Here is a 12,728-nt window from a genome sequence, read left to right on the forward strand (position 1 = left end):
CGCCTGAGAGGTCGTGGATGAATGTGCTGTAAGGAGAGGCTTCTGCGGTGCGATTAAAGTAAGGCACGCCTAAGTGCCTGCATACCTCGATCCTGGAGCGCACCATGTCCGTACACCGCCGCGGCAGCGCCGCCCTCGCCCTCGCCCTGGCCGGGGCGCTCTCCCTCGCCGCCTGCGGCGCGTCCGGCAGCGGCAAGGACGGCGCCAAGGGCAACGGCGGCGGTGGGAAGTCCGTCGCGCAGGGCGGCAAGGACTTCGGCGAGGCCGCCGAGCAGACCGCGAAGATGGGCACCGCTGCCAAGCCCGGCCAGTTCCCGCGCACCATCACGCAGGCCATGGGCAAGACGGAGATCAAGAGCAGGCCGAAGCGGGTCGTGGTGCTCGACGTCGGCGAGCTGGACAACGTCGTCTCGCTGGGCGTCAAACCGGTCGGCTTCGCGCCCTCCGAGGGCGACCAGGCCCTCCCCGGCTACCTCAGGAAGGCCGCCGGGAACCCGAAGAACGTCGGCACCATCAACAACCTCAACCTGGAGGCCATCAACGCCCTCCACCCCGATCTGATCCTGGGCAGCAAGCTGCGCGCCGAGCCGCTGTACGACGAGCTGAAGCAGATCGCCCCGACCGTCTTCTCCATCCGCCCCGGCTTCACCTGGAAGGAGAACTACCTCCTCAACGCGGCGGCCCTGGACCGCACCGCCGAGGCGAAGCGCGAACTCGACGCGTACGAGACGAAGGCGAGGAAGCTGGGCGAGGACATCGGCCCGAAGAAGCCGACCGTCACCATGCTGCGCTTCATGCCGGAGTTCACCCGGCTCTACGCCAAGGCGTCCTTCATCGGCACGATCCTCCAGGACGTCGGCCTGCCCCGGCCCAAGAACCAGCAGGTCGACGACCTGGCCACGGAGATCGGCCCGGAGCGGATCAAGGAGGCCGACGCCGACTGGATCTTCACCGGCGTCTACGGCGACCCCAAGGCCACCAAGCGGGACCAGGCGGAGTCCAACCCGCTGTGGAAGAAGCTCAAGGCGGTCAAGGCGGGGCACGCCAAGAACGTCGAGGACGAGACCTGGTACCTGGGCCTCGGCGTCACCGCCGCCGACCGGGTGCTGGACGACCTCCGCGGCTACCTGGTCCGCTGATCGCCTTTCAGCTGTCCACCGCCGTCGGCCGTCGCGCTGGGTGAAGGCAGGGGCAAGGCTTCCCGGTGATCCGGGAGGTAGCCTTGCCCCGTGCCCGCTCTCACCGATGTCCTCGCCGCCCTCGACGCCCTCTGGCCGCCCGAGCGGGCGGAGCAGTGGGACGCCGTCGGGACGGTCTGCGGGGACCCCGATGCCCAGGTCAGCCGCGTGCTGTTCGCCGTCGACCCCGTCCAGGAGGTCGCCGACGAGGCGGTGGCGCTCGGCGCCGATCTGCTGATCACCCACCACCCGCTCTATCTGCGGGGCACGACCACGGTCGCCGCCTCCACCTTCAAGGGGCGGGTGGTGCACACCCTGATCAAGCACGACATCGCGCTGCACGTCGCGCACACCAACGCCGACCGCGCCGACCCCGGCGTCTCCGACGCCCTCGCCGGCGCGCTCGACCTGCGGACCGTCGGCCCGCTGGTGCCGGACCCGGCCGACCCCACCGGACGGCAGGGGCTCGGCCGGATCTGCGAACTCGACCGCCCCGAGTCGCTGCGCGAGTTCACCGAGCGCGCCGCCGCCCGGCTGCCCGCCACCGCGCAGGGCATCCGCGCCTCGGGCGACCCGGACCGTACGATCCGTACCGTCGCCGTCTGCGGCGGTTCCGGGGACGGCCTGTTCGCCGAGGCGCGCGCGGCCGGGGTGGACGCGTACCTCACCGCCGACCTGCGCCACCACCCGGCCTCCGAGGCGCGCGAACACAGCGACCTCGCGCTGGTGGACGCCGCGCACTGGGCCACCGAATGGCCCTGGACCGAGCAGGCCGCGGCGCAGCTCGACGAGATCTCCGACCGGCACGGCTGGGACCTGCGCACCCATGTCTCGCGCAGGGTCACCGACCCGTGGACGGCCCACGCCGCGGCCACCGCCCCGTTCCGGGCCTTCGTGCCCGACACCGCCTCGGCCTCACCCGCCTGAGGCCCCGCCTCTCTCCGTCCCCTACGCACCCCTCTGGAGCCCCCCGCTGAACGCCGCGCCCGCAGACCAGATCCGCCTGCTCGACGTCCAGGGCCTCGACGTACGGCTCTCGCAGCTCGCGCACAAGCGCCGGACGCTGCCCGAGCACGCCGAGCTCGAGACCCTGAACGCCGACCACACCCAGCTGCGTGACCTCCTCGTCGCGTCCCAGACCGAGGAGAGCGACACCGCCCGCGAGCAGACGAAGGCGGAGCAGGACGTGGACCAGGTGCGCCAGCGTGCCGCCCGCGACCAGAAGCGTCTCGACTCCGGTGCCGTCACCTCGCCCAAGGACCTGGAGAACCTCCAGCACGAGATCGCCTCCCTCGCCCGCCGCCAGAGCGACCTGGAGGACGTCGTCCTGGAGGTCATGGAGCGCCGGGAGGCCGCCCAGGAGCGGGCCACCGAGCTGACCGGCCGGGTGGAATCCCTCCAGGCCAAGATCATCGACGCCACGGCGCGGCGCGACGCGGCGGCCGAGGAGATCGACAAAGAGATCGCGACCATCACCAAGGAGCGCGAGGTCATCGCCGGGACCATCCCCGCCGATCTGCTGAAGCTCTACGACAAGCTGCGCGAGCAGCAGGGCGGCGTCGGCGCCGCCCGGCTCTACCAGCGGCGCTGCGACGGCTGCCGCCAGGAGCTGGCCATCACCGAGCTGAACGAGGTCCGGTCCGCCGCCCCCGACACCGTGGTGCGGTGCGAGAACTGCCGCCGGATCCTGGTCCGTACGCCCGAGTCCGGGCTGTAGCCGATGGCGCGGCGCCGCTTCATCGTCGAGGCCGACGGCGGCTCCCGGGGCAACCCGGGGCCCGCCGGCTACGGCGCCGTCGTCCTGGACGCGGTGACGGGCGAACCGCTCGCCGAGGTCGCCGAGTACATCGGCACCGCGACCAACAACGTCGCCGAGTACAAGGGCCTGATCGCCGGTCTGCGGGCCGCCCACGCCCTCGACCCGGAGGCGGACGTCCAGGTCCGGATGGACTCCAAGCTGGTCATCGAGCAGATGTCCGGCCGCTGGAAGATCAAGCACCCGGACATGCGGCCGCTCGCCACCGAGGCCAAGGGGCTCCTGCCGCCCGGCCAGGTGACGTACGGCTGGATCCCGCGCGAGCAGAACAGCCACGCGGACCGGCTCGCCAACGAGGCGATGGACGCGGGCAAGCGGGGCGAGCGGTGGCAGCCGAAGGTGCCGCCGGGCGGCACCCTCGCGACGGCCGCCCCCGAGGCCCCGGCCGACGACGCCCTCGCCGAGCCCGCCACGACCCCGGCCGCTCCCCCCGTGGGCTGGGGTTCCGCCGATCTCGGCGCGCCCACCACGTTCGTCCTGCTCCGGCACGGCGAGACGCCGCTCACCCCGGAGAAGCGCTTCTCCGGCAGTGGCGGCAGCGACCCCGGCCTCTCGGACATCGGCCACCGCCAGGCCGAACTGGTCGCTGCGTCACTCGCCGCGCGCGGCACCATCCAGGCCGTCGTCACCTCGCCCCTGAAGCGCTGCCGGGAGACCGCCCACGCGGTGGCCGCGCGCCTCGGCCTCGACGTCCGTGTCGACGAGGGGCTGCGCGAGACGGACTTCGGCGCCTGGGAGGGGCTGACCTTCGCGGAGGTGCGCGACCGCTACCCGGACGACCTCGACACCTGGCTCGGCTCCTCCAAGGCCGCCCCCACGGGCGGCGGCGAGTCCTTCGCCACGGTCGCCCGCCGCGTCGCCCTCTCCCGCGACAAGCTGATCGCCCGCTACGCGGGCCGCACGGTGCTGCTCGTCAGCCATGTCACGCCGATCAAGACCCTGACCCGGCTGGCCCTCGGTGCCCCGCCGGAGTCCCTGTTCCGCATGGAACTCTCGGCCGCGTCCCTGTCGGCGGTGGCGTACTACGGCGACGGCAACGCCTCCGTCCGCCTGCTGAACGACACGTCCCACCTGCGGTAGGCGCCCCTGGCCGCGCGCCCTACCGCAGGGCGGCGGCCTCCCGGGCCAGGGACTCGACGCGCGCCCAGTCGCCCGCCGCCACCGCCTCCGCCGGGAGCATCCAGGTGCCGCCCACGCAGCCGACGTTGGGGAGCGCCAGATAGCCTGGGGCGCGGGCGGCGTTGACGCCGCCGGTGGGGCAGAAGCGGGCGTCCGGGAGCGGGGAGGCGAGGGCGCCGAGGTAGGCCGTACCGCCTGCCGCCTCCGCCGGGAAGAACTTCATCTCGGTCACCCCGCGCTCCAGCAGCGCCACGACCTCCGACGTGGTCGAGACCCCCGGCAGCGACGGAATCCCCGAATCCCGCATGGCGCCCAGCAGCCGGTCCGTCCACCCCGGGCTGACCAGGAAGCGGGAGCCGGCCGCGACGGCGGTGTCCACGTGCCCTGGCGTCAGCACCGTGCCCGCGCCGACGATCGCCTCCGGCACCTCCGCCACGATCGCCCGGATGGCGTCGGCGGCGGCCGGGGTGCGGAAGGTGACCTCGATCGCCGGAAGGCCACCGGCGACCAGCGCGCGGGCCATCGGCACCGCGTCGGCCGCGTCGTCGATGACGACGACGGGGATGACGGGGGCGAGGTCGAGCAGGGAGGAGGGGGAGGGCGCGGTGTCTGTCACGGGACCATTCTGAGGGCGGGTGTCATGACTCGCAACGCTCGTTGCGGAGAGTGCAATGCCATCCTGCTGTGGGCGCCGGAAGGGCCGTATGGTCGTACGAGGCTACGGCTCCGTACGAGGAACGCAGCTCCGTAAGAGGAACGCAGCTCCGTAAGAGGAACGCAGCTCCGTACGAGGGCTACAGCTCCGTCACCACCACGTCCAGCGCCCACGGCCGTCCCGCCCGCTCCGGAGCCGCCGCCTCCACCACGTACCCGAACCCCCGCAGCGCCTCCACCAGCTCCCCGGGACCCTTCGGCTCGGCCCCCGCGGTCAGCAGGTCCCGCACCATCCGGCCCTTCGTCGCCTTGTTGAAGTGGCTGACCACGGCCCGCTTCTCCACCCCGTCCACGATCTTCGACTGCAGCACCCGCACCGTGGCCGTGCGCTCCGCGACCTCCCCCTTCGGCTTCCACGCCGTCGCGTACGCCGCCGACCGCAGGTCGAGGACCAGCCCGTTCCCGGCGGCCTCCGGCAGGACGGTGGCCATCGGCGTACGCCAGAAGGCGCCGAGCGCGCCGAGGCCCGGCAGCTTGACCCCCATCGAGCAGCGGTACGACGGGATGCGGTCCCCGATCCGTACCGCGCCCCACAGCCCCGAGAAGACCAGCAGCGAGCGTGCCGCCCGCCGCCGGGCGGGGGCGGGGAGGGTGGCGAGGCCGAGCGCGTCGTACAGCACACCGGTGTAGATCTCCCCGGCGGGCCGGGTCCCGGCCGACCGGAGCGCCGCGTTCTTGGCGACCTCGCCGCTCAGCCCCGCGCTCAGCCCCAGCACCTCGGCCGCCTTCGCCTCGTCGCCCGAGCACAGCGTGACCAGCTCCTCCAGCACCCGGGTCCGGGCCTCGCCCAGCCCCGGAAGCGACAGCGACCCCAGGTCCAGCGGGGATCCGGAGCCTCCCGTGGCCTTTCCCTCGGACGGCGGCAGCAGGACGAGCACGGTCTCTCCTCGAAAGCTTCGGCGGTACGGCGCGGGCCGGTGCCGTTGGACGCCGACCCGGCCCGCAGCCTACGGCCTACGCGCCCGCCGCCCGCAGCCACACCGTGGTGTCCGGCGGCAGCCCGGCCCCGCCGTCCGTCAGCGGCCCGCTGCTCAGCACCACCTCGCCCACGGCGGGCAGCGGCACGGCGGCCGCCGACAGGTTGGTGACGCTGTGCCAGCCGCCGGCGCGGCGGAAGCGCAGCACCCCGGCGCTCAGTTCGGCGACCGAACCCAGCCACTCCACCGTCTCGTCCGTCCCCTCGCGCAGCAGTTCCCGCCGCAGCCGCAGCGCCTCCCGGTACAGCTCCAGCGTCGAACCGGCGTCCCCCTCCTGCGCCTCGACCGACAGCTCCCCGAACCCCTCCGGCTGCGGCAGCCACGCCCCGCCCGCGCCGAAGCCGTAGGACGGGCCGGTGCGTGTCCACGGCAGGGGCACCCGGCAGCCGTCCCGGCCCTTGACCCGGTGGCCGCTGCGCTCCCAGGTCGGGTCCTGCAGCACGTCCACGGGCAGGTCGGCGACCTCGGGAAGCCCCAGCTCCTCGCCCTGGTAGAGATACGACGAACCGGGCAGGGCCAGCATCAGCAGCGTCGCGGCACGGGCCCGCCGCAGCCCCAGCGCGAGGTCGGCCTCCGGCTCCCGGCCGTCGGCCAGCAGCCAGGCGTCCCGGCCCGCGCCCGTCAGATCGTCCGGCAGGGCGAGCCGGGTGCGGTGCCGGATCACATCGTGGTTGGAGAGCACCCAGGTGGCCGAGGCCCCCGCCTCCCGGGCGGCGGACAGCGCGCCGTCGATGACCGAGTGCAGGGCGGGGGCGTTGAGCGGGGCACTGAGGAAGTCGAAGTTGAACGCCTGGCCCAGCTCGTCCGCGCGGGCGTACGACACCCGGCGCGCATTGCGCACCCACGCCTCGGCGACCGCGATGCGCGGCGGGTCGTACTCGTTGAACACCGTGCGCCACTCGCGGAAGATCCCGTGCACCTCGTCGCGGTCCCACAGCGGATGGCTGCCGTCCTCCGGCAGGTCCTCCGGCTCGTAGCCGGGCACCTCCCCGATGTCGCGCAGCGGCTCGGCCAGGTCCTTGGCCAGCCCGTGCGCGACGTCCACCCGGAAACCGGCCACGCCCCGGTCGGACCAGAAGCGCAGCGTGGTGAGGAAGTCGGCGCGCACCTCCGGGTGGTCCCAGTTGAGATCGGGCTGCTCGGGGGCGAAGAGGTGCAGGTACCACTGCCCGTCGGGCACCCGGGTCCACGCGGGACCGCCGAAGCACGAGACCCAGTCGGTGGGCGGCAGCCCCCCGCCCGGCCCCCGCCCCTCCCGGAAGACGTACCGCTCCCGGGCCGGACCGCCGGGGCCCGCGCGCAGGGCCTCCCGGAACCAGGCATGGTCGTTGGAGGTGTGGTTGGGGACGATGTCCACCATCACCTTGAGCCCGAGCCGGTCCGCCTCCGCGACCATCCGGTCGAAGTCCTCCAGGGTGCCGAGCCGCGGATCGACGTCGCGGTAGTCGGCCACGTCATAGCCGCCGTCGGCGAGCGCGGACGGATAGAAGGGGCTCAGCCACACGGCGTCCACGCCGAGCCGGGCGAGGTAGGGCAGCCGGCTGGTGACCCCGGGCAGATCACCGATCCCGTCGCCGTCGGAGTCGGCGAAGCTGCGGGGATAGACCTGGTAGATGACGGCCTGCCGCCACCAGTGGCTGTTCACGGGGTCGTCGCTCACGGAGTCCTCGCGGGTGGTGGGTGTGCGGTACGCGGGGGTGTGCGGTATGCGGCCCAGCCGTCGAGGCAAGTGTCCCCGCCCGCGCCGCGGTCTGTCGAGACCGCAAGGTCAACGCCGGAGCCGGCCCGGCGTGCGCGCTTCTGTGCCACGATCGGGTGAGGAAGACTCTTTCCGCCGGGTATCGGCTCCCTCGGTACCTAGGCTGGCGGCGAGACAGGGAAGAGGGTGGCATGAGCGCCATGGCACACGAACCGCTCACGCAGGACCACGACCACGTCCTGCTGGAGGGTTTCTTGGCCCTGGATACGCCGGAAGGCTTCCGGGCCGAGCTGATCGAGGGGGAAATCGTCGTGACACCGCCGCCGGACGGGGACCACGAGAGTTACATCAACATGATCCTGAAGCAGGTGATCAGACGGTCCGCATCGGACATGGACTTCTCCGGGAACAAGGGCCTCACCGTTCCCCGTGGCGGTTTGTGTGTCCGGAACCATGTGATTCCGGACGGCACCTTCGCCCCAACCGAGCTGGATCTCTTCCCCGGTGCCGAGTCCTGGATGCCGTGTGAGGGCGTGTCCATGGTCGTCGAGGTCACCTCTACCAAACCGGACCGGGACCGTAAGGCCAAGCGCCACTGCTATGCCCGCGGTGGAATCCCCCTCTACCTCCTCGTCGACCGGGACAACAGCGACGTGACGCTCTTCAGTGACCCGGAGAACGGCGACTACCGCCAGCACGTCACGGTCCCCTTCGGCAAGCGGCTCGACCTGCCCGCTCCGTTCTCCTTCTCTCTGGAGACGACCCGCTTCGTCTGAGTCGCCCCGCTCGGGCCGGTACCATGGTGACTACGGCGGACGAGCCGGCCGGGCGGTCGCGTCGGGGTCCTTCAAGGGTCCCGCCGAGGAACGTCCGGGCTCCACACGGCAGGGTGGTGGGTAACGCCCACCCGGGGTGACCCGCGGGACAGTGCCACAGAAAACAGACCGCCGGGGCCGCAAGGCGCCGGTAAGGGTGAAACGGTGGTGTAAGAGACCACCAGTGCCCAGGGTGACCTGGGCAGCTAGGTAAACCCCACCCGGAGCAAGGTCAAGAGGAGCCGCCGCGAGGTGGCTCTGCGCGGATGATCGAGGGCTGCCCGCCCGAGTCCGCGGGTAGACCGCACGAGGCCGGCGGCGACGTCGGCCCTAGATGGATGGCCGCCTCCCCGCGGGCCGTGAGGCCCACGGGAGACAGAACCCGGCGTACAGGCCGACTCGTCCGCCGCCCACGCTCCCCACCAGGTCAAACCGAGTGGGGAGCGCTTCCGTCGCACCCCCAAGGGGGTTCTGGGGGAGCTTCAGCGGGGAGCCGCACATCCGGCCCTCACGTCGCTGCCGCGAGCACATCCGCCGGCTGGCCCACGAAGTGGTACGCGCCACGTTTGGCCGCGGGAACTCGATGCTCCGGCGAGCCGACCATTGCAGCGGTACGGCCTCAAGCCGTCCCCCGTATGACGGTTCGATGCGACCAGGAAGGTCGGGCATGGCCGAGTTCCGACAACCGTCCCTCCCCGCCGGTGCGGCGGTCCGCAGGCTCTTGCCACCCCCTGCGCTCTGCGGCTTCCTGCTGCTGCTCGTCCTCGTGTTCTCGGTGTCGTACGCCGTCGGATCGGCCGCCGGACCGGTGGCGCCCGGCCTGCACAGGACCGGAAGCGCCGGAAGTGGAGGGACCGGCGGAGGCGACGGTGGCGGTGGGAGCGGTGGCGGTATGGATGACATGCCGGGCATGTCAGGGATGCCGGAGGGGAGCGGACAGTGACGGCAGGCGATGCGGCGGCCGATACGACTGTGGTCCTTGGAGACCGGCGGCGATGGAAGGACGGCGCGCTCGCCGCTCTCGTACCCGTCGCCGCGTGCGGCCTGGCCCTGGCGGGCCTGACCGCCTGGACCGGCACCGGCAGGGCAGGTGGTCCAGCGCGCACGAGCGTCACCGGGGGGCGTGTTCTGCTGCCGTCCGCCGCGGGCGCGGAAACCGCGGCGTTCTTCCACATCGCCAACCGGGGCGGCTCCGCCGACAGCCTGATACGGGTGCCTTCGCGCGACGTCCCGGGCGGCATCACGCTGTCCCAGCACCGCATGAACGACGGGAACGGGGCCTACCGTGCTGCCGTCAAATCCGTCGGGATACCGGCGGGGGACCGTCTCGCGATGTCGCCGCAGGGCGTGGACCTGACGGTGCCCGCCCCGGCCGGGAAACGGAGTTGGAGTGCGGGCGATCTCGTGCCCTTCACCCTGGAGTTCCGGCACAGCGGGCGGGTGACGGTGCGTGCGGTGGTGGTGCGTGCGGGCAGTGTCTCGTTCCAGTAGTCGTGCCGCCTGTCCGCCGAGTTCCCGCGCAGCGGGGGTGACGTGCGTCACTGTCGTGGCGGTGAGTCGGGGGGCGGGGGCACACACGTACCCCCTGATGACGGGCGGACGTTGGGTGCGAGGATGGGCGGGCTATGACTGTCCGAGGGTGGTGCCGTGCGCTGCGGGCCGGTGTGTTCGCCGCCGTCTGCCTGCTGCTCGCCGCCCTCGGCCACGTGATCATGTCGGGTACCTCCGTCCCTTGGTGGGCCATGGCCGCCGGTGCGGCCGGGACCGGTGCGGCCGGCTGGCTGCTGGCCGGCCGTGAGCGCGGGCACATGCTGATCGTCACGGTCGTGACAGCGGCGCAGGCGGTGCTCCACGAGGCGTTCTCTCTGGCGCAGACGCTCACCACCGAGGCGACTGCGGGACACCGCGCCGCGGCTCACGCTCCGGGCTCCACGGGCATGAGCGGCATGGACATGGGCTCCATGCATAGGGACCCGACGGACATGGGCTCCCTGGCGCATGCGATGAACGGTGTCCAGCACGCGCACGGTATGGCCGGTATGGGCGCGAGCGCCTCGTACGGCATGTTCGCCGCGCACCTTCTGGCCGCAGTCCTGTGCGGGATGTGGCTCGCATACGGCGAGCGCGCGTTCTTCCGGGTCCTGCGGGCGGCGGCCACCCGGCTGGTGGCACCGCTGCGGACGCTGCTGGCCGGGCCCGCACCACTTCCTCGCCCGCTCACGGGCAGGCGCCGCGCCACCGACGCACTGGCTCCGGCACGGCTCCTGCTGTGCTGCTCCCTCACCTCTCGGGCCCCGCCCACGGGCCCCGCTGTCGCCTGAGACAGCCGGAACCACCGGGGCCTGTCGTCCGGCCTTCCGTCCTGCCGCGTTCGCGCGCGGTTCCTTCTCGTCATGGCGCTTCACACCGGCACGTCCGCGTGCCGCCGTAGCGCCCACATCTCCTGACGGGCCCCGGGCATCGCCGTACCCACCGCGTACGGCCGCACCCCACGTCCCGGCGCGCCACCGCTTTCAGCGGCCGGCCCCGGACCACCCGAGAGGGACATCACGTGACTGTTTCCGTCCTGCCCACTCCCCGGGCGAAGCGTGCCCGGGCGGACGCGGCGGCGACCGCCTGGGCACTGGCCGCCCGCGGCGGCGACCCCCGCGCCGCCGAGCACTTCGTCCGCGCGCTCCACAACGACGTGCTGTGCTACGTCGTCCACCTCAGCGGCGATCCCCAGAGCGCCCACGACCTCACCCAGGACACCTTCGCGCGGGCGTTTGCCGGCCTGCACCGTTTCGAGGGCCGGGCCTCGGCCCGTACCTGGCTGCTGTCCATCGCCCGTCGCGCGGTGGCCGACAGTTTCCGGTACGCCGCGGCCCGGCCGCGGCTCGCCGACACCCCGGACTGGCAGGCGGCCGTCGAACGCACCCAGCCGCGCGACCTGCCGGGCTTCGAGGACGGTGTGGACCTGCTCGACCTGCTGGCCGCGCTGCCCGACGAACGCCGTGAGGCGTTCGTCCTCACCCAGATCGCCGGCCTCTCCTACGAGGAGGCTGCCGCCTTCACCGGCTGCCCCGTCGGCACCGTCCGCTCGCGGGTCTCCCGCGCCCGTGCGGCTCTGGAACGCCAGCTCCTGGAGGCCGAGGGACCGGCCGCACCGGCGGCCTGACACGACCGGTTGGTGCTCCCTGGTGGGGAGCACCAACCCCGCCAACCGGCCTGCGGAGTCGGGCCATTGCTGAAGACGCGCGGGAACTCACGGCCACCGCGCCCCGACTACTGCACCAAGAACCCCGCAGAAGGTCAGCAGCACATCCCGGAAGCAGAGGAGCCCGCATGCCGATCAACCGGCCGGCCGCCACCGCCCTGGCCGCAGCCTGCTGCCTGTTCACGGCGGCATGCGGCTCCTCATCCTGGGACAGGTCGAGCGCCGAGTCGACCCAGGCCGCCGCCTCCAAGACCGGCTACCCGGTGACCCTGGACAACTGCGGCCGGAAGGAGACGTTCACGAAGCCGCCCAGCCGGGTCGTCGTCATGAACGGCGCCTCGGTCGCCGAGGTCTCCACCCTCCTCGCTCTCGGACTCGGCGACAGGATCGTCGCCAACCAGCAGGGCTACGGCATGTCCGAGGTGCCCGGCCGGGCCACGGCCATCAAGAAGCTGCCCACCGGGAACGTCGAGCCCAACGACGCCTACGACATCCCGCGCGAGGCTATGTTCGGCCTGCGCCCCGATCTGGTCCTGTCCGTCACCACCTACGGCTTCGACCAGAAGAACGGCTTCGCCACCCGCGAGCAGCTCGAACAGGTCGGCGCCCACAGCTATGTCTCCCCGCAGGGCTGCGACGACGACCCCTCCAAGATGACCATCGCCGACAGCTACCGGCTGCTGCGCGGCATGGCAAAGATCTTCAACGTCGGTGACCGGGCCGAGAAACTGATCGCCGCCTCCGAGAGGCACATCGCGGCCGTCTCGAACAAGGTCAAGGCGGAGAAGAAGCCGAAGGTCATGGTGCTCTTCTCCAACATGTCCATGGGCGGCAACGACTTCAGCTCCATCTTCGCCAACGGCATCGTCAACGACATCCTCGCCAAGTCCGGTGGCACCAACGCCTTTTCGAACACCACCAAGGCCACCTTCGCCGACCTGAGCAAGGAGAAGGTGGCCGCCACCGACGTCGACGCCGTCGTCGTCATCAGCTACAACGACCCCGACCCGGCGGCGTACGCCAAGAAACTGCTCAAGGAGTTCCCCCAGTGGCCGGCCGCCAAGAACAACACGTCCGTGACGCTGTCCGACTCGATGTACCTCGGCCCGAGCAACGACCTGGCCGTGGAGAAGGTGGCGAGGCTGCTGCACCCCGACGCGCTCTGAGCAGGCTCAAAGCTCCGCTGGCCTTCACGGTCCTGCCCGTCGCGCTGA

Annotated in this window: 13 protein-coding genes and 1 other RNA gene; 11 read left to right on the plus strand and 3 right to left on the minus strand. The window is 72.2% G+C overall.

What is annotated here, in order from left to right:
* The first annotated feature begins 104 nt into the window (after positions 1-104).
* The 4 genes from ASC60_RS14545 (at position 105) to ASC60_RS14560 (ending at position 4,074) form a co-directional block, all read left to right on the plus strand.
* Complete coding sequence (locus tag ASC60_RS14545) at positions 105-1,139, plus strand: ABC transporter substrate-binding protein (RefSeq protein WP_055550761.1); 1,035 nt, start codon at positions 105-107, stop codon at positions 1,137-1,139.
* 90 nt (positions 1,140-1,229) lie between these two features.
* Positions 1,230-2,105: a Nif3-like dinuclear metal center hexameric protein gene (locus ASC60_RS14550; protein WP_055550763.1), complete on the plus strand. Its 876-nt coding sequence runs from the start codon at positions 1,230-1,232 to the stop codon at positions 2,103-2,105.
* Between the two features lie 46 nt (positions 2,106-2,151).
* On the plus strand, positions 2,152-2,895 hold the full coding sequence (locus ASC60_RS14555) for a zinc ribbon domain-containing protein (protein ID WP_055551114.1): 744 nt from the start codon (positions 2,152-2,154) through the stop codon (positions 2,893-2,895).
* Between the two features lie 3 nt (positions 2,896-2,898).
* A complete protein-coding gene (locus ASC60_RS14560; protein WP_055550765.1) occupies positions 2,899-4,074 on the plus strand; it encodes a bifunctional RNase H/acid phosphatase in 1,176 nt (391 codons plus the stop codon).
* A gap of 19 nt (positions 4,075-4,093) precedes the next feature.
* Here the strand turns inward: ASC60_RS14560 and ASC60_RS14565 are convergent, their stop codons facing one another.
* The 3 genes from ASC60_RS14565 to ASC60_RS14575 form a co-directional block, all read right to left on the minus strand.
* The gene (locus ASC60_RS14565; RefSeq protein WP_055550767.1) at positions 4,094-4,729 is read right to left on the minus strand and encodes a bifunctional 4-hydroxy-2-oxoglutarate aldolase/2-dehydro-3-deoxy-phosphogluconate aldolase; all 636 of its coding nucleotides are present in this window, start codon (positions 4,727-4,729) and stop codon (positions 4,094-4,096) included.
* Between the two features lie 178 nt (positions 4,730-4,907).
* A complete protein-coding gene (gene yaaA / locus ASC60_RS14570; protein WP_055550770.1) occupies positions 4,908-5,705 on the minus strand; it encodes a peroxide stress protein YaaA in 798 nt (265 codons plus the stop codon).
* 76 nt (positions 5,706-5,781) lie between these two features.
* On the minus strand, positions 5,782-7,464 hold the full coding sequence (locus tag ASC60_RS14575; RefSeq protein WP_107097078.1) for a glycoside hydrolase family 13 protein: 1,683 nt from the start codon (positions 7,462-7,464) through the stop codon (positions 5,782-5,784).
* A gap of 239 nt (positions 7,465-7,703) precedes the next feature.
* Between ASC60_RS14575 and ASC60_RS14580 the strand changes: the two genes are divergently transcribed.
* From ASC60_RS14580 to ASC60_RS14605, 7 genes are all read left to right on the plus strand, one after another.
* Positions 7,704-8,279: a Uma2 family endonuclease gene (locus ASC60_RS14580; protein WP_055551118.1), complete on the plus strand. Its 576-nt coding sequence runs from the start codon at positions 7,704-7,706 to the stop codon at positions 8,277-8,279.
* A 40-nt stretch (positions 8,280-8,319) separates the two neighbouring features.
* Positions 8,320-8,724, plus strand: an RNA gene (gene rnpB / locus ASC60_RS15355) — RNase P RNA component class A.
* Between the two features lie 261 nt (positions 8,725-8,985).
* Complete coding sequence (locus ASC60_RS42870) at positions 8,986-9,261, plus strand: hypothetical protein (RefSeq protein ID WP_055550772.1); 276 nt, start codon at positions 8,986-8,988, stop codon at positions 9,259-9,261.
* Positions 9,258-9,809 carry a copper chaperone PCu(A)C gene (locus ASC60_RS14590; protein WP_234356946.1) on the plus strand — a complete coding sequence of 184 codons (552 nt, stop codon included), beginning with the start codon at positions 9,258-9,260 and terminating at the stop codon, positions 9,807-9,809. Before ASC60_RS42870 ends, ASC60_RS14590 begins: the two co-directional genes overlap by 4 nt.
* A gap of 134 nt (positions 9,810-9,943) precedes the next feature.
* Positions 9,944-10,639, plus strand: a complete 696-nt coding sequence (locus ASC60_RS14595; RefSeq protein ID WP_055550775.1) for a hypothetical protein — start codon at positions 9,944-9,946, stop codon at positions 10,637-10,639.
* Positions 10,640-10,869: 230 nt separating this feature from the next.
* Positions 10,870-11,475 (plus strand): sigma-70 family RNA polymerase sigma factor, encoded by a 606-nt coding sequence (locus tag ASC60_RS14600; protein ID WP_055550777.1) that lies wholly within the window; start codon positions 10,870-10,872, stop codon positions 11,473-11,475.
* 167 nt (positions 11,476-11,642) lie between these two features.
* Positions 11,643-12,680, plus strand: coding sequence for an ABC transporter substrate-binding protein (locus tag ASC60_RS14605; protein WP_055550779.1), 1,038 nt, complete (start codon positions 11,643-11,645; stop codon positions 12,678-12,680).
* Positions 12,681-12,728: the final 48 nt, after the last annotated feature.

The sequence above is a fragment of the Streptomyces sp. NBRC 110028 genome, from assembly GCF_001417735.1.
Lineage (GTDB): Bacteria > Actinomycetota > Actinomycetes > Streptomycetales > Streptomycetaceae > Streptomyces.